Source organism: Paenibacillus sp. FSL M7-1455, from assembly GCF_038004655.1.
GTDB classification, from domain to species: domain Bacteria; phylum Bacillota; class Bacilli; order Paenibacillales; family Paenibacillaceae; genus Paenibacillus_AQ; species Paenibacillus_AQ cookii.
The window spans coordinates 4,955,527-4,973,101 of the sequence record NZ_JBBORO010000001.1; the positions used below are offsets into that span (position 1 = coordinate 4,955,527).

Here is a 17,575-nt window from a genome sequence, read left to right on the forward strand (position 1 = left end):
GATGGGTAGGATAACGAAACATGGCTGATGCCTGTATGTCAGCGTTTATGTTGGCCCTCTTAAGAAACCGGCGTGATCGTCGGCGTCTTCGGTCCGCTTCGCAAAGCGCGGGTAAGCTGCAATGTTCCGAGATAGGCGAGGATCGAAACGAGCAGCGCCCCGATCAACGCGATCGTCTGCCCCAGCTCCATGCGTTCGAGAAAACGGTGGGCCGCCAGGCTGGTTACCGTCATGACGATTCCGCCCGCTCCCGCTTTCAGCAACACGCGAAAATCGAAATAAAATCCGATCGTTTGGGCCACGGCAAAAAAATTCAGCACGGTCAGCAGCAGCGTGCCCAGCCCGAAGGCCACCGCCACCCCTTTGATTCCGATGTTGGAGCCCAGCACGAAAATGAGGCTCATTTCGAAAATGTTCGTCATCACGTGGTTCCACATGACCGTGGACGCTTTGCCCAACCCGAGCAAAATGGCCTGCAGCGGCTTTTCGAAATAATGGAGAAAAAACAGCGGGGCCAACAGCTGCAGCAAAACGCCTGCTTCGGGGGCGTGATAGATCACGGTCGTTAACGGTTCGGCCCATAAGTACAGGATCAGGGTGCAAGGCACGCCGACGAGAAGCGCGGTGCGCATGGCCATGTCCATTCTGCTGTGCACGAGCTGGCTGTTGTTGTCGACGCTCGCTTCGCTGATGGCCGGGATCAACGCGGTCGAAAGCGATTGGGTAAAAAAGCCGGGGAGAAACAGCAGCGGAATGGCGTACCCGGCCAGCAGGCCGAACTGCTTGGTTGCCATCTCGACGCCGACCCCGAACAGCACCAGGCTTTTCGTAATGACCAGCGGCAGAAACGCGTGGTACAAGGAATGGATGAAGCCGCTGCCCGTCATCGGCAGGCCGATGCGCAGCAGGTCTCTCAGCGTGCGGTCCCCTTTAGGCGCTTTTGCCGGAATAAGCACAGGTTTTTCTTTGGCTTTTCCCCTGTGCGCCCATTTGAACACTGAAAACAGATAAAGCAGCCCGACGCCTTCGCCAACGACGGAAGCGGCCATCGCCCCCGCGGCGGCGTATGCGATCCCGTAAGGAATCAGGATGTTCACGACGCCGATAATGACGACGATCTGCGCCAGGTTTTCGATGATGTCGGATAGGGCGAGCGGGTTCATGTTTTGCCTGCCGCGAAAATACCCCTTCAACACGGCGGACATGGCGATGATCGGAATGATCGGCGTAATCGCAACCATCGCGTAATACGCCCGCTGATCGGCCAAAACGATCGAAGCGATCCATTTGGAGCCGAAAAGGGCCGCCAAGGTCAATACGACGCTCAGCGTGCCCGTGACCGATAAAGATACGGCCAAAATCCGTTTGATCCGCGCTTCATCCCCCTTGGCCTCCGCCTCCGACACGAGCTTCGAAATGGCGACCGGAAGCCCGAGCTCCGTCATCGTAATAAACAACGGCAGCAGCGGATGGGCGATCATGAGCAGCCCGACCCCTTCCGCCCCCAAAAAACGCGCCAGCAAAATGCCGTTCACAAAACCGAGCCCTTTGGTAAAAAACGACGATACGGTCAACACAAACGTTCCGCGAATAAAACTTTGCTTTTTTAGTCCCATTGGTCGCATCCCCACCTACTGTTTGTCCTGTTCTATTTTTTAAGCTTATTCGGACAAGGGGCAATACATGCAGACAAGGTTGCGAAAACGGCCCAGTCCTCCATAAAATTCCTAAAACGCATATCGCGCAGCGATCGAGGAAACTCGCCCATTTCAATGGATCGGTAAAATACTTTTGCCAATGGGGGCGCTGCATTCAAACATATATTGTTCTATCGGTGCTGCTAATTCGCTCCGATCTGCTCCGGTTCCCCCCGGGTGAACACTTTAACGCTGACAACCGGCTTCGGATCTCCCTTGAATTTGCAACTGAACGACAATGTCTGCCCGCCTGCGGCTACAGTCGGCGCCTCGGCGGATGTCTTGACGGTTCTCAGGAGATTCCAGTTCCGATCATAGACTTTGCCTTCGGAGGCGCCCTCGCAGACCAGATACTCATTGACGGCAACTTCAGTTTCAAAAGTCATATACGTGCCGTTCGTATAAATCGTCGGACGCTCCACTGTTGCATCTTCATTGCCGTAAGAAGGCATCACGCGCAGGCAGAAACGGAGCGGCTGAGCCGCATACTTGTTGTAAAAGGCCCAGTCAGCACCGCCCGGCTGGCCGGGCTGCAGCTCTTCCGTACTGCAAACGAACGGTTTGGAAATAGCAATCGGATACAGCTTCCATCTCCCCCTTCCCGCTTCCTCCAGATGCCAGTCGCTTTTCGCATCGCAAAGCCGTTGACGCTGCTCCGCGGTAAAAACCTGCGCATGCCGGGCTTCCTCCCAGACACGCACGCTATCGAGCAATATATTGATATTGCCGTTACGCTCAAGTACAGCCATGTCGGCCACCAGTGAGAAGCCGGCGTTAAATCCTGCCGCTTTCGACAGCACCCATTCAATTTCATCCAGAGCAGTCGCTTCGAAGCGCTCCGAAGCAGAACGGATCAGGAACCAGCCAAGCATGGGCGGTATGAAATTTCGTTTGAAATAGCGCTGGTTGCTGAGCCGAAGTTCAAGCTGGCCTTCGCGGGTACGAGCACCCCACGGTTCACCCCAATTGAAGCGGGTAAATATATGCCATAAATAATTCGGCACAACAATACTCGCATCATTGATGACTTCGCTGCCCCAGCGCTCGTAGCACATATTCACGAACCGGTTGACGCCGTAACCGTCCTGTCCTGTCGCATACAAGCCTTCCAAACCGTCAAACGAGATTTGCTTTAGTCCAGCCTCAGCCAAGTCTGGCTGGTTACGTAATAAGTCCGATACTCCTTGTTATTCGTACCTGGTGCCGGGCAGTTGAGGGGAAATCGAGGTGTTCTGGTTGGGCAAGTTAGAGCAGAGTTTTGAAGCGGGCTTTAGAGAATGCAAAGCTAAAACTCCAAGTAACAGTTTGTTACCTGGAGTTTTGTCCATTACTTGGTATCTCGATGAATTATCGCATAGATTAATAAGGATAAAAAAAGTAACGTTATATAGGTGATTATATACTTTGTAAGTGGCGATTGAGGATTTGATGTGAACGTTGCAAAAGTAATAATGAACGGTAAGGCGACAAAATCCAAGAGATATCTTTTTCGAACCTTGTACATTTTGAATAATTCCTTTAGTCGAAGGTTCAATAGATACCATCTCCTATCGATTGTATTTATGGACGTTCAAACCAAAACTCACCCAACCAATTTTGTTTGAATAATACTCCAGTATCTTTAAAATTTCTATAAAAAGTAGTGATGCCATAGCTTGTAACTGCACCTACAAAAGTAGTAATTGATGTTTCAACTCTTGCTGGGACTTTAATCCCCATTCTTTTACTTATTAACTCCAATACTGTAATTGTACCGAGGGTAACCCCTCCAGTTATTGCACCGTGTTATTATAGGATATATAAGATTATTTGTAAATATATGTATATATAATTTATCTAAAATGGCTCCTCATACTTATGCAAACTCACTGCTGATTACCGAGCATTTACTAGTCAGGATGTATTTTCTCTTATTCGTATAAGCAAATAAAATAGAAAAGGACAAACAGAGGGGGATTTATCAACGGGAATGTTTATTACGGTAGACCATGAAAAATACGGTTTGAACAATGATTACGCCATGCGGCCGATGTTATACGCAAGTGTTCGACAAATGCTGTGATTGGGGAGGTAACCCTACTTTGTTCTGGAACACGTTTTGCATTTTGACGTCAGAGCTGGATCGTGCCGTTGATTATTAAAAAAGGCCATTGACAAAGGCTGCTGCATTGCGCCAAATCCAATACACCCGGGTATGCGTACCGGAAGAAGAAGTGGGAAAATCGAGAGGGTTCTAGCTGGGCCCGCGAGCACCGAATTTTAAAGCGATCTCTAGCAAATGCACATCTAAAACTCCAAGTAACGGAGCGTTACTTGGAGTTTTAGTCACTATATTCATCAATCGAAATACTAAGGGTGTTGTCTTCGGCAACTGCCTTCGCCAAACCTGATTCATATGAATACTGGTAAGGATATGATTCTTCCAATAGATGAAGGGGGCCCGTTTGGGGTGCCCTGATTTGATTTGACGGAATCTGCTATACTGCAGTCTTTGTAGGCTTGGACAAATATCAGGAAGAGAACCTCAAAACGCTGATTCTCGCTCCCTCCCCTCCATTGAAAAGCGCATACCCCCTCGGCCTCCTCATTCTTTTCGAATGCGGGGGCTTTTTCCTTTGAACGATGATCCAGGCAAAAAATAACATTTTTATATTTGTTATTATTTAATTAGCAAAATAATATAACTTGATTATTGCCATCCACACCCCGTTATGATAGTATATTGACTCGAAAAGGGATAAATAAAGCGGTTACATACTTTTCAAATATGATACTCTGTTAGCTTAACAACCGCTTTGTTAGCCCTTTATCTTCTATCAATCAAGGGGAGTTTTCATGAAAAAGTCATCCAAATGGCTGGGCACTACCCTATCGGCGGTATTGATCGCTTCACTGCTGTCTCCCGCCTACGGATCGGCAGCTGCCCAAACGGACCTCAGCGGAATAATCGCCAAGGACCTTACGGGGCACTGGGCACAGGCCAGCGTGCAAAAATGGCTGAGCAGCGGGCTGATTCAGGGCTATCCGGATCACACCTTCCGCCCTAATGCAGAAATCACGCGTGCAGAGTTCGTCTCGCTCATAAATCATTTGTTCGGCTTTACGGCCCAGTCGAAGGAAGCTTATACGGATGTCCCCGCCGACTCCTGGTTTGCAAACGCTTTCTCCATAGCCAGGGAAGCCGGCTACTATACCGGATATCCCGGCAACGCGGCCAAGCCAGGTGAACCGCTAACCCGTCAGGACGCTGCGGTGCTGCTGGCACGGGCGTTTGAATTCAGCGGAAACGAAGCAGCCTCTACCCTTAACTATCCAGACCAAGAGCACATCGGAGTGTACGCCCGCGAAGCGGTCCGGGTGCTCTCCGTTTACTTCCAAGGCTACCCGAACGGGACCCTCCGTCCCGAGGAACCTATTACCCGCGCAGAAATAGTTACCCTGATCGATAAGCTGGTCAGCGCATACTATCCTGCTGCGGGTACTTATACCGCCGGGAAGATTCAAGGCAGTGCCGTGGTGAACCACGGGGGTGTCGTCCTGAAGGACGCTGTCATCCAGGGCAATTTATATCTGGCGCCAGGAATTGGCGACGGCGAGGTCACCCTGGATCATGTCACGGTTCAGGGCACCACTTTCATCGAAGGCGGCGGCGCCCACACGGTCATCGTGAAGGACTCCGACCTCGGCAGCGTTCTCGTCAACCGCCGCGACGGCCAGGTGCATGTGCAGCTGGCCGCAAACAGCCCGTCCAAGCTGGACGCAGGTGACAGCTCGAGCATCGACAGTGCCGAGTTCAACCAGCCGGTGCAGCTGAGCCTCGGCGCTGGCGCCTCCATCGCTTCCCTGACCGTGGACCCGTCGGCCGCAGGCACCGCAATCACAGGCACGGGCAGCATCAAGCAGGCGGTGATCCAGGGCATCGGCGTCACGCTGAACGGCAAGGCGCTTCCGCCTGGAACGACCAGCATCTCAGGTGGAGCCGTCAATGCAAGCCCTGCGCCTTCCGGAAGCACAGGCACCACAGGCGCAGGCGGCAGCTCCTCGGGCAGCACAGGCGGCAGTTCCAGTTCCGGCGGAAGCGGAAGCGGCGGGGACAACGGAGGCAGCCCGGCGGAGAACGTCCCGACCGTCAATCTGGTGGACGTCGCCGCGACCGACCGCACCAAATCGCTGTTCGTCTATTTGAACGGGCTCCGCGGGAAAAACATTCTGTTCGGCCAGCAGCACGCTACGACGGAAGGCCTGTCCATTACGGCGAAGGACGGGACGCAGTCGGATACCTTCAACAGCGTGGGCGCCTACCCGGGGCTTTTCGGTTGGGATACGCTGAGCCTGGAAGGCAAGGAAAAACCGGGCGTAGCCGGCAACGCCGAGCAAAGCCGGGACAATCTTGTCGCGGTGATGAAAAAAGCCTATGCCGACGGCGGCGTGCTGACGCTCAGCTCGCATATGCCGAACTTCGTCACGGGCGGGGATTTTTACGATACCAAAGGCAACGTCGTGTCCCACATCCTGCCGGGCGGCGACAAACACGCGGCGTATAACGCTTTTCTGGACCAAATCGCCGACTTCGCCCTTCACCTCAAAACCGATGACGGAAGGCCGATTCCAGTCATCTTCCGGCCGTTCCATGAGCAGAGCGGAAGCTGGTTCTGGTGGGGGGCTGCTTTTACAACGACCGACGAGTATAAGGAAATCTACCGCTACACGGTCGAGTATCTCCGCGACAAGAAAGGTGTCCACAACTTCCTCTACGCCTACTCGCCGGGCGGCGGTTTTGGCGACTCCGTGGATACCTACTTAAAAACCTACCCGGGCGACGACTACGTCGACATCCTCGGCTTCGACAGCTATTACAACGGCGAAGGCGACTCCTGGTTCAACGGCGTGAAGACGGAGGCCAAAACGGTGTCCCGAATCGCCGACAGCCGCGGCAAGGTCGCTGCCTTCACCGAGTTCGGCTATCAGAAAATGAAGGTCTCCGGCAATACGACGCCCGACTTCTACACGAAGCTGGCAAACACGCTCAAATCCGATCCGGACGCGAAAAAGATGGCGTACATGCAAACCTGGGCCAACTTCGGGCCGGATTCGGTTTACGTCCCATATCCGACCGGCGATCCGAACCAGGAGCATGAAATGCTGCCGGACTTCCGGAAATTTTACCAGGATGCGTATACGCTGTTCAGCGACGGCGTGACCGGAGCTTACGATAAAAAGGTCAACACTGCGTCCGAGCGGGGTTTCATGCACATCGCCTCCCCAACCAACCAAAGCACGATCAAAGACGCCTCGACATTGCTTCGCGCCCGCGTCCTGAATGAAACGCCGGAACGCGTCGCGTACAACATCCAGGGCTCTGACGCCGAATACCCGATGGCGCTGAACCCGGACAGCGGCTACTACGAAGCGGAGTGGACGCCGGCGGCTGGCCTGAACGGCAAAACCGCGGACATTACCGTCAAAGTCTACGGCCAAAACGGCGCCGTCCTGCATCAGCAAACGAACACCGTGTTCGTAAAAATCGGCGAGGTGCTCGCCGGAGCCTACACCTTCGATGCGGCCGCCGACGTCGAAGGCGTTCAATACAACGGCGAATATACCGATTCGCTTACGGAAACGCATGACGGAAGCGTGGGGCACAGCGATTTTAACGGGGGCTCCCTGGTGATCCGGGCCCCGCATTTGAACGGAACCGATTCGTGGCAGGAGCTGAAGCTGGAGCTGAAAAATGCCAAGGCCAGAGCGGGGGCAAGCTCGCTCGCGGATATCAAACGGGTCAAAATGGACGTGTGGGTGCCGGCGTCCGCCGGGGAGACCAGCGTAAACGCCAGCCTGCGCGCGGTCGGACAACTGCCGCCGGATTGGAGCAATAAATACGGCATGGATACGACGTATGTCCCGCTCGCTTCCCTGCCAAAGGAGACGATCGACGGCGTGGAATACGTCAAATTCAGCCCGACGATCGATTTTACGAATGCGGACGCCTTGGCGGCAGCCGACGACATCGCCTTGTCCATCGTGGGCAGCGGGCTGGATGCGGGCGGCGAAGCGCTGCCGGTCTATGTCGATAACATCCGCCTTTACAACGCTTATCACGAGACATCGGGAGACCCGGCAATGGTCGACGACTTCGAGGGATATCTGGGAAGCAGCGACGCCCTGGCCGGCAAGTTCGTGCATGCCGGCGGCGACCCGGCGAGCGCTGCACTGGACGGCACGCATAAGCATGGCGGCAGCTACGGGCTGAAATACACGTACACTTTGGCGGGCAGCGGTTACGCCGGCATCACGAAAGCGATGAACGGCGCCGATTGGTCCGGCTTCAACGCCCTGCAGTTCTGGTACCAGCCGGACGGCCAAGGACAGAAGCTGGTGATGCAAATCAACGTGGGCGGCAAAACGTACGAATATTACCCGGACACGAAAACGACCGAACCCGCACTGATCACCGCGCCGTTCAATGAATTCAAGCCCGCCAACGGCGCAACCGGCACGCTGACGAAAACGAACCTGAAGAACGTCCAGGCCTTTTCGATTTACACCAACGCCGTGCCGGACGGCCATCGGCTGACGTCGTCCATGTATTTTGACGACATCCATGCGCTGCTAGATCCGAACGCCGGCACCGTGCCCAGCGGCAGCGAAAGCGGCGGCATCGCGCCGGGCGTGCTGTTCGATTTTAACGACAACATTGCGGGCTGGACGTTGAACGACAACACGCTGGGCGCGGACAACCTCGCGAACCCCGAGGACGGCGGCAGCAAGGTGCTCAGCGCAGATTTCCCGGCCACGGCTGCCGGCGGCCAGCATTTCGAGCTTGCCTACATGAGCGACCAAGACCTCAGCCAAGGCAACACGTTAAAGGTTCGCGCCCGGGTCGCCGGCGGCACCGCCAAAGCCAAGCTGTTCATCAAAGCGGGAGCGAACTGGGCCTGGGCTTCAACCGATGAAGTGGAGCTGACCGGCGAATACCAGTGGATCACGCTCAGCCTGAACGGCAAGGATTTCAATGGCGAAGCCATCGACAAGACGCTGATCAAAGCGGTCGGCCTGCAAATCTCCTCGCCGAACGGGCAAGGCAAAATGACGGTGTACGTGGATGACGTGACCCTGGACGAAAAGGAGCCGGCTGCCGGAACGGACGAAACAAGCCTTCCTGAAGAGAGAGCAGCCGGGGAGGAACCAACCGGCCACACGGAACCACCCGTTCAGGAAAAGCCAGCAGGAGAAGAAAGCGGCACGAGCCAAGAAAATGTTCCTCCCGGTGAAGACGAGGGGCTATGATAAACCAAATGGATTAAAAACGGACGTTTGCCTGAAGCACGCACCCGCAGGCTGTCGAGAAGGTTCTCGGCAGCCTTTTTTATGCACGATATATTGACTTTTTTGCTCTGGCGGAGAAGCCTGATTTATGCATACTTAGGCCAGCTCCTTTTATCCGGGATTATGCCTCATATTATAGTGGTCCGATGTGCAAATATAGATACGGTTTCCCTACCGAAACTGCGGCTTCAGCATTTCATCAAAGTAGGTGCGGCGGGCTTCTTCGCTGTCAAACTGTAGCATAACTTCAGCCGCATCGCTATATGCCCGACAACGTTTCGAACTCCGGCCGGTATAATACATCAGGCCAATATAAACGATGATGACATACAAGCTCCATGACCTAAAAGAAAGCTGATGAACAAGCGCCAATCTTGATGTCCAAAATATAGCCCACAGAAAGACGATGAACCCTACTTTGACGATCGTTTCATTAAAAAGCAGCCTGTTCTCGCTTCGGAGCTGCCTGGTGATAATTTCATCCTTGGTCATGTACAAGTAGCTTTCACATGCTTTGAGGTAATGTTTGTTATAAACTTTCATTGCTCTCCCCCACCGGTCCCCTTACTCGATCGATATGCTAAAAAGATTACTAAGGAATCAATTCTCTATTTTCAAATAAATCCCTTCTATAGCAAAAGAAGCCGACTTCCCGAGGGGGAAGAAGGCTTCGTCATTTTTCGCCTTTCTAACCGCATTGCATGTAAATCACAAATTCCCGCCTTTCACTTAAACCCCGTAAAAGCCGATCCCGACTGCATATAATACTTCTGCCCGAAAAAATAAAGCAAAATCATCGGTATCGCCATAATCGTCGACGCGGCCATCAGCTTTTCCCACTGGGCCCCGTGATCCTGCTGGAAGCCCTGCAGGCCGAGCGTCAGCGTCCATTTGGCGGCGTCGTTCAAATAAATGAGCGGCCCCATAAAATCCGTGTAGGCACCCACGAAGGTAAACAACGCCACCGTCGCTAACGCCGGCTTCAACGTCGGCAAAATGATTTGCGCGTAAATCCGGAATTCCGACGCCCCGTCCATTTTCGCCGCCTCGGACAGCTCTTTGGGGACGCCCAGGAGAAACTGCCTCAACAAGAAAATATAAAACGGCGCCCCGAAAAACGCCCCGATCGTCAGCGGCAGAATCGTGTTGATCCACCCGAGCTTCGCAAAAATGATGTATTGCGGGATCAGCTGCACCTGCGACGGCAAAATCATCGTGGCGAGGACGATCGCAAAAATGATTTTGCTTCCCGCCCATGGAATCCGGGAAATGGAATACGCGACAAGCGGCGCGGCAAACAACTGCCCGATGATACATACCACGCAGATCACCAGCGTATTCAGCATGTACCGGCCAAACGGCACGGTTTCGAACGCGGCCTTATAATTTCCCCATTGAAAGGATTCCGGGATGATCCGCGGCGGCAGCTCGAAAATTTCATTGGACGACTTCAGCGAGGTGAACACGAGCCACACGAAAGGAAACAGAAAAAATATCGCGAACAGGATCAGCATTGCATGCGGAAAAATCTTCGTACGAAAAAGCTTGGCAGCGCCCATCCGTCATTCACCTCCATAATAAACCCAGCGTTTTGAGGTTTTCAGCACCAGCAGCGTAATCAGCATGACGATGATGAACAAAATCCAGGCCAGCGCCGAAGCATAACCCATTTTCAAATGGATGAACGCTTCCTGGTACAAATTGACGGCGTAAAACAGCAGCGACTGCCCGGGCCCGCCGAGCGAGCTGCCGCTGCCCGCTTTTCCGCCCGCCAGAATATAGGATTCCGTAAAAATTTGGAACGCGCCGATCAGGCCCATAATGAGCTGGAACAGAATAATCGGCGACAGCGCCGGTACCGTAATTTTCCAAAACCGATGCCACCAGTTGGCGCCGTCGACTTGGGCCGCTTCGTAATAGGTTTGCGGAACGCCTTGCAGCGCGGCCAGAAAAATGAGCGCGCCTGCTCCCGAACCCCAAAGCCCCATCAGAACGAGGGAAGGCTTCGTGAACCGGGGGTCCAGCAGCCAAGCGGGATCGGGAAGGCCGACCCAACGGAGGAAAATGTTGGCCAGGCCGAAATCCGGGTTCAGCATCCAGGTCCAGAGCAAGGCGCTGGCCACGCCGGGAATGACCGCCGGAAGATAAAACATCGTGCGGTAATAGTTGATTCCTCTAACCTTGAAATTCAGCAGCATGGCGATGAGCAAAGAGCTGAACAGCGTGATCGGCACGGATATAAACGCCATGAACAGCGTATTCGTGATGGATTTATAGAAATTCCGATCCTCCATGATCGCTTTGTAATTGTCGATGCCCACCCATCTCGGGGGGTTAAACAGGTCATATTCCGTCAAACTGAAGTACAGGGAAGTGAAGAAAGGATATACGGTAAAAACCAGGAAACCGATGATCCATGGGGAAGCGAAGACGAGCCCGAGCCAAAAGTAACGCCACTCCCTTCTCGTCCATCCCTTTTTCCTTGAAGGCGTTTTGCCGGAGATGGAGTCTATCATCTACCCGTCCTCCTCGTGATTCGAATGGGATCTAACCCGGCCATGCAGGGCTGAGTTAGATCCTGATTCCGGATTATTTGACTAGCGGCTGAATTTTGTCCTTCACCCTTTTTAACCCTTCGTCCACGCCAACTTCTCCGCGCAGAATCGCATTGTATTGCGTCGTGAACTCCGTCATGTACTCCGCCGAAAACGACGTCGCCGGGAAGGAGTGCAGGTTCGGGCTCGACGAATATTGCAAAAATTCCTGGAAACCCGGCACATCCTTATAGATTTCATGCTGCTGCAGCGAGGTTCGGGTCGGGAGGTTGCCGATGGCCGCGGTAAACTCCGCCATTTGCTCCGGCTCCGTGAGCCATTTCAGGAACTTCCAGGATTCGTCCGGATGTTTGATGCCTTTTGGAATATAAAACACGCTGGTGGTCACGTTGCCCGGATGTTTAAGGCTCGGGTTGTTTTCGTCGTAAGGAATCGGCGCGATGCCGTACTGCAAGTTCGGGGCGTATTGTTTGATGAACGTCGGCAGCCATTCGCCGTCGATCGTCATCGCGTATTTGCCGGTGAAAAACGGATTTTGCGGCGACATGTATTGCCCCAGTCCGGACGCAAACCGGTCCAGCTCCTTCGATCCGAATTGATCCCAAATCCCTTTGCCGAACTCGACGGCCGCTTTGACGCCCGCGTTGTCCGGCGTGACCTGCTTGTTCTCGGCATCGTAATAAGAACCGCCATAAGCGTAGCTGAACGTGAAGGCGTCCACCCCCGGCCACAGGCCGAGCCGCTGAAGTTTGCCTCCATTCTCCTTGACGCTCAGCTTCGCGATGTATTCTTTAAGCTGGCCCATCGTTTCCGGCGGACCGTTCAGGCCTGCTTTTTCCAGCAGCTCCTTGTTGTAAAACAGCATCGAGACGTGCATCGCAATCGGAAGCGCGTACGTTTTTCCGTTGGACTGGGAAGAGCTGAGGGCAGCGGGCACAAAATCGCCCAAATCGACGTTGTCCTTCTTGATGTAATCGTCCAGCGGCATCATGGCGCCCCGCTCGCCCCACGGCACGACATCCTGGCCGAAGTTGGACGCGATATCGGGCGGATTGCCGCCCGTGATGGCCGTCAGCTGCTTTTGGTAATCGCTTTGCGACAGCCCCTTGACCCGGATATCGGGACGGATGTCATTCCATTTTTGGATCAACTTTTCAAGCGCTGCGGCTTCCGTTCCGGTCCATCCGTACCAAAAGCTAAGCTCCACCGGTTCTTTTTTGGCATCCCCGCCCGCCGGCTCGCCGCTTTCGCTGCCGGAGCCCGCAGGTTTTTTGCTGCCGCAGCCGGATAAAATCGCAAGCAACAAAACGAACACAAGCCCCCATATACTCCCTTTTCGCTTCATGTCTCTTCCCTCCTTGAGTCTTATGACAGCAACACCAGCGAATAACGCCTGCTGCGATCAGTTACCCTAATGGTAGCATGTAAGCGCTTTAGTTAATTTCACTATTGTATCGATAAGTTGGATTATCGTTAAAATCAAACCGGCTTGTTCGTCGCCTGTTTTCGGTACTGGTTCGGCGATATGCCCGTGTATTTTTTGAAAATCCTGCAAAAATAAGCGAGCTCGTTGAACCCCGTGGCATAACAGACATCCGTGACCGACATCGACGGACGCTGCAGCAGGACAAGCGCGTTGGAAATGCGCAAATCGACGAGATAGCGGTTAAACGTCTTGCCCGTCCACTCTTTGAACAGCCTGCAGAACGTCGGCTTCGACAAATTGGATACGGCGCACACATGCTCCAGCTTGATGTCCTCATGCGCGTTTCGTTCGATGTATTCGACGACTTGATTCATCGTGTCCCGGTACCTTTCGATCTTTTGGAATCCGGCCCGGACCATCTCCCCGTTCACCTGGCGAATGATCATCGACAACAGCTGCAGCAGATTCGCTTTCAGCACGATTTGAAAAAACGGCGCGCGTTCCTCGTATTCGTGGAGCATGTCCTGAAGCAACGCGCGGATTTTCCCGTCCGTCACGCCGTCGAACGCGATCTGCGAATGGGCGGAGGAATCCGAATGCAGGAAATGCTTCAGGTAGTTCGCGTCAAAAAACGCCCGATCCGCGGACGGATCGTCGAAACGCTCGTTGATGAACGCCGGCATGAATTCGCAGCCGAAAATTTCGGCCTCTTCCTCGAAAGCCTGGATGCGGTGCAGCTTAAAAGGAGGCACGAGAAACAGGTCCCCTTTTTTGATCCGGTACTGCCGGGAGCCGAACGTGTGCAGAAATTCGCCTTTGGATACGTACCAGATTTGAAAATAATCGTGAAAATGGGTGGACAAGCTGACGAGGGAATCCATCCGATACAGCTTGCAATGCAAATCTTCCAGCATCTCCAGCTTGGAGTTGAAATAAATGACCCCTGCGCGGGTCAATTGGTCGATATCGGACTTGTTCATCCGGTCATCACTCCTCTCCGCATAGATCCTTCCCGGTAACGGCAGCCTCATGGTTTTCAATCGGTTTTCCCGTTTTGCAACCCGATACGTTAGTACAATCATTCCTCTCGAAAATCGAATACAATGGAGCCCTGAAAATGAACAATCGGGGGAGTTGAATCGGTATGACGTCAAAAATCGCTTATTTGGATGGGGTTAGAGGTTTGGCGGCTTGCGTGGTCGTCGTTTCTCATTTTTTCCAGGTGTTTGCGCCGTCGGTGTTTGAAGGAAAACCGGAAATCGCCCACTTTGCTTTCGAAGGGTTTGCCGCGCGGACGCCGCTCAACCTGCTGTTCAACGGCAACTTTTCCGTCTGCGTCTTTTTCGTCTTGAGCGGTTTTGTGCTCAGCTGGCGGTTTTTTCACACGAAAGACCGGATACATATTTACTCCTCCGCGCTGCGCAGATATTTTCGCCTGGCCGTTCCGGCGGCCTTGTCCGTTTTCCTCGCCTACGTTGTCATGGTGCTGGGCTTAGCCTATTTCGACGATATTCGCCAAACGACGTCGTCTTCGATGCCCGATCCGTTTGCGGCCAGCCCGGACGTCCTCGTCATGGTTCAAGAGGCCTTGTTCCATACGTTTTTTAGTTACGGGTCCGCTTACAATCCCGTATTGTGGACCATGACCTATGAGCTGCTCGGTTCCTTCCTCATCTTCGGATTTCTCCTGGCCGTCGGCCGGTTCAGACTTCGGGTCGCCGCCTATGCGGTCCTGGCCGTGATTTTTATCGACTCGTATTACCTGGGTTTCGTTTTCGGCATGGCGCTTAGCGACCTGAAGTATAGCGGCCGGGATCGGCTGGCCTTCCTCCGGCGGCCTTGGACCACCCCCTTTCTGCTGTGCGCCGGCTTATATCTCGGTTCCTACCCCTACGTTGGCGTCGAGGGCACCATCTATTCGATCCTCACCTGGCCGAACTCGTCCAACTTTTCGTTTTGTGTGTTTTACCACACGCTAGGCGCCTGTTTAACCCTGACGGCCCTGCTGATCTCGCCGCGCCTGCAATCGTTTTTTAGCCGAAAACCGTTCTCCTACCTCGGCGACCTTTCCTTCTCCTTGTATCTGCTCCACTTTACGATCCTCTGCTCCTTGGGAGCTTTTATCTTCGATCGGCTTCACCCCCGTTTTCCTTACGGCTTTAGCGTGGCGCTCACCGTTCTGCTAACCACCCCGATCATGTTTGCTTTTGCCCATTGGTTTTATCGATTCGTCGATGCCGTTACCCTTTCCGTGCTCGGCCGGTGGAGCAAGCGTATCTTCGAGCCGATGGTTCGGAAAAAGGCGCGTGCTGTGAAGGCGGAAAAAACCGAAAGCATGTAGAAAAAAAGCGGCGCTTTCCGGCGCACTTTCCCATGCCAAGGCTTACATCGGAACGATCCAAAAGAAGACGCGTCCCAAGCAAAATAAGCAGCCATCCCCGGGTCTTCCCGGAAATGGCTGCTTTCTATGATTCGCGCTTATCCGCTTTCCGGCAGCTCGATCCATTGATATGGCTGCTTTGCGGCGATAAGCCCGTTTTCGATGATACTGATGACCGCAATCGTCTCGGCGGGCGGCACGGCCGCTTCCCCGGTCTCGAAAAACCTGGCCAAGTCCCGTATAAAGCTCTGGAAAAAATCCGATGCCGGCTGCACGACGCGGCAGGCTCCCGAGGCGTAGTTGACGGCCATCGTAAACGGACAGCCCGGTCCCGGCTGCTGGATCGTCGCCTGCCGGCCGCCCGAGAACTCGATCAGCAGGGCCGGCGCGGCCGCCGTGCCGGTGTACATGACGCGTTTGGCTTCCGTTCCCATCAAGGCCACGATCGGCTCGATCTGGTGAATCGAGTAGTTTTCCAGCAAACCCGGGCCCCAGCTGGAGATCACCTGGATGCCTTCCCTTTCGACCTCCGCGTATTCGGCGGCATACCGCAGCGCGGATGAAGAATACAGCGGCGTCCGGTGCCGCGCGGCCCGCTCGAACAAACGCAAGGCCGCCGCCCGGTCCGGGGCGAACGTTTTGTCGATGTAGGTCGGCTTCCCCGAAGCGAGCGGCAGCTCGGCAAGGGCCTCATGCTGCTCCGGGTTGTCGGGCGACAGCACGATCAGATAGTCGCTTCGGGCAACCACCTCTTCGATCGTTCCGCATGGCGTCACGCCGTTTTTGGCGCACCACTCCTTGTTGCTCAACCCATGCCCGGCGTCCTTCATGCCGTATGCGAAGGCGACCTCCATCGCGCCTCCGGTGGCATCCCGAATCCATGCGGGATATTGATTGGCATGCCATTCGTCCAGGTAATAATCGATAAAGCCGACTTTCTTCATGCCAGCGCTCCCGCTTCCAGCAGGGAAATCTCGCGGCCTTCTTCCGAGGAACGGTAAATGGCCTCGATCATTTGGGCGGTCACGATCACCGTGTCAATATGCGACGGCAGCTTTTCCCCGGAATGGATCGCGGCGATAAAGGCGTCGATCTCCTCCTGGAAGGCATCGCTTTTCGGATAGTTCGGCGTGCTTTCGAGCAAAGCGCCATGCTTTGCCGAATAAAGCGTGAACTCCTTGCCGTACTTCAGGCGGATGCCTGCCTTGTCCCCGAGAAAATCGATGTACATTTCTTCTACGCCGATATTTTGCGCCCATGCGCCGTTGACCGTGATCGACGGTCCTTCCGTGCGGATCATGGCCGTCACGAAATCATCCACGTCATAGCTGCCTTCGTAATTCGGAGGGCCGGCCCACATGTTCAGGTAAGCGTAATTCTGCATGTCCGTGCCCAGCTTGGAGTACGCCTGTCCCGTCACCGTTTTCGGCCGCGGATCGCCCGCGCAATACATGACGATATCCAGGAAATGAACGCCCCAGTCGATCAGCGCCCCGCCCCCGGCAACCGCCTTGGTCGTAAAATCGCCCCCAAGCCCGGGAATCGAGCGATGCGCGCGGAAGCTGACGACGACGTGGTACAGCTCGCCAAGCTCGCCGCTTTCGATCATCTGCTTGATAATGTTGACGCCTTTGTTGAAGCGGTTCACGACGCCGATGTTCAGCGTTTTGCCGGTTTCGTGCTGCACCTTCTGCATCTCCAGCGCTTCCTTGTACGTTCTGGCCGCCGGCTTTTCGCACAGGACGTGTTTGCCCGCGCGCATGCAGTCGATCGCGATCGGGGCATGGACATTGTTCGGCGTGCAAATCGATACCGCCACCACGTCCGGATCCTCCAAAATGACGCGGTAATCCTCCACCGCCGTGCCGCAGCCGTACTTCTCGACCGCCTGTTCGGCCCGTTCCTTGCGAATGTCGCAGAAATACTTGATCTCGGCGTCCTTATTGGCCATATAAGCCGGAATGTGCGCGCCGTTGGCGATCGTTCCGCAGCCGATCACGGCCACCATCGTTTTTGTCATCGCTTTTTTCCCCTCCGATTTTTGAACCCGGCAAAGGCAGCTCCGGATTGCGTATAGTATTGACCGGCAACGTGATCCGAAAATAGCCCCATCCTCCGCTGAAGCCGGCAGCTTTTTCATTCGTGACCCGTTACGGCCAATTACTGACATGTTAACATGAAAGCGGTTTAT

Annotated in this window: 12 protein-coding genes; 2 read left to right on the forward strand and 10 right to left on the reverse strand. The window is 54.4% G+C overall.

The window, feature by feature from the left end:
- Positions 1-59: 59 nt before the first annotated feature.
- The 3 genes from spoVB to NYE48_RS22775 form a co-directional block, all read right to left on the reverse strand.
- Positions 60-1,616 carry a stage V sporulation protein B gene (spoVB, locus tag NYE48_RS22765; RefSeq protein WP_341000049.1) on the reverse strand — a complete coding sequence of 519 codons (1,557 nt, stop codon included), beginning with the start codon at positions 1,614-1,616 and terminating at the stop codon, positions 60-62.
- 224 nt (positions 1,617-1,840) lie between these two features.
- The gene (locus NYE48_RS22770) at positions 1,841-2,800 is read right to left on the reverse strand and encodes a hypothetical protein (protein WP_341000050.1); all 960 of its coding nucleotides are present in this window, start codon (positions 2,798-2,800) and stop codon (positions 1,841-1,843) included.
- A gap of 457 nt (positions 2,801-3,257) precedes the next feature.
- Positions 3,258-3,416, reverse strand: coding sequence for a hypothetical protein (locus NYE48_RS22775; protein ID WP_212950897.1), 159 nt, complete (start codon positions 3,414-3,416; stop codon positions 3,258-3,260).
- Positions 3,417-4,532: 1,116 nt separating this feature from the next.
- On the opposite strand from NYE48_RS22775, the gene NYE48_RS22780 reads away from it, so the two are divergent.
- Complete coding sequence (locus tag NYE48_RS22780; protein WP_341000051.1) at positions 4,533-8,984, forward strand: glycosyl hydrolase; 4,452 nt, start codon at positions 4,533-4,535, stop codon at positions 8,982-8,984.
- A gap of 210 nt (positions 8,985-9,194) precedes the next feature.
- On the opposite strand, the gene NYE48_RS22785 is transcribed toward NYE48_RS22780, so the two are convergent.
- The 5 genes from NYE48_RS22785 to NYE48_RS22805 all read right to left on the reverse strand — a co-directional run bounded on the left by NYE48_RS22785 (position 9,195) and on the right by NYE48_RS22805 (position 13,984).
- The gene (locus tag NYE48_RS22785) at positions 9,195-9,566 is read right to left on the reverse strand and encodes a hypothetical protein (protein WP_212950894.1); all 372 of its coding nucleotides are present in this window, start codon (positions 9,564-9,566) and stop codon (positions 9,195-9,197) included.
- Positions 9,567-9,748: 182 nt separating this feature from the next.
- Positions 9,749-10,582: a carbohydrate ABC transporter permease gene (locus NYE48_RS22790; protein ID WP_341000052.1), complete on the reverse strand. Its 834-nt coding sequence runs from the start codon at positions 10,580-10,582 to the stop codon at positions 9,749-9,751.
- Positions 10,583-10,585: 3 nt separating this feature from the next.
- Complete coding sequence (locus NYE48_RS22795) at positions 10,586-11,539, reverse strand: carbohydrate ABC transporter permease (RefSeq protein ID WP_341000053.1); 954 nt, start codon at positions 11,537-11,539, stop codon at positions 10,586-10,588.
- A 73-nt stretch (positions 11,540-11,612) separates the two neighbouring features.
- Positions 11,613-12,923, reverse strand: coding sequence for an ABC transporter substrate-binding protein (locus tag NYE48_RS22800; RefSeq protein ID WP_341000054.1), 1,311 nt, complete (start codon positions 12,921-12,923; stop codon positions 11,613-11,615).
- A 134-nt stretch (positions 12,924-13,057) separates the two neighbouring features.
- A complete protein-coding gene (locus tag NYE48_RS22805) occupies positions 13,058-13,984 on the reverse strand; it encodes a helix-turn-helix transcriptional regulator (RefSeq protein ID WP_341000055.1) in 927 nt (308 codons plus the stop codon).
- 164 nt (positions 13,985-14,148) lie between these two features.
- Between NYE48_RS22805 and NYE48_RS22810 the strand changes: the two genes are divergently transcribed.
- Complete coding sequence (locus NYE48_RS22810; RefSeq protein ID WP_341000056.1) at positions 14,149-15,345, forward strand: acyltransferase family protein; 1,197 nt, start codon at positions 14,149-14,151, stop codon at positions 15,343-15,345.
- 137 nt (positions 15,346-15,482) lie between these two features.
- Here NYE48_RS22810 and NYE48_RS22815 read toward each other — a convergent pair whose 3' ends face one another.
- On the reverse strand, positions 15,483-16,328 hold the full coding sequence (locus NYE48_RS22815; protein WP_341000057.1) for a hypothetical protein: 846 nt from the start codon (positions 16,326-16,328) through the stop codon (positions 15,483-15,485).
- On the reverse strand, positions 16,325-17,404 hold the full coding sequence (locus NYE48_RS22820; protein WP_036711473.1) for a Gfo/Idh/MocA family protein: 1,080 nt from the start codon (positions 17,402-17,404) through the stop codon (positions 16,325-16,327). Before NYE48_RS22820 ends, NYE48_RS22815 begins: the two co-directional genes overlap by 4 nt.
- Positions 17,405-17,575: the final 171 nt, after the last annotated feature.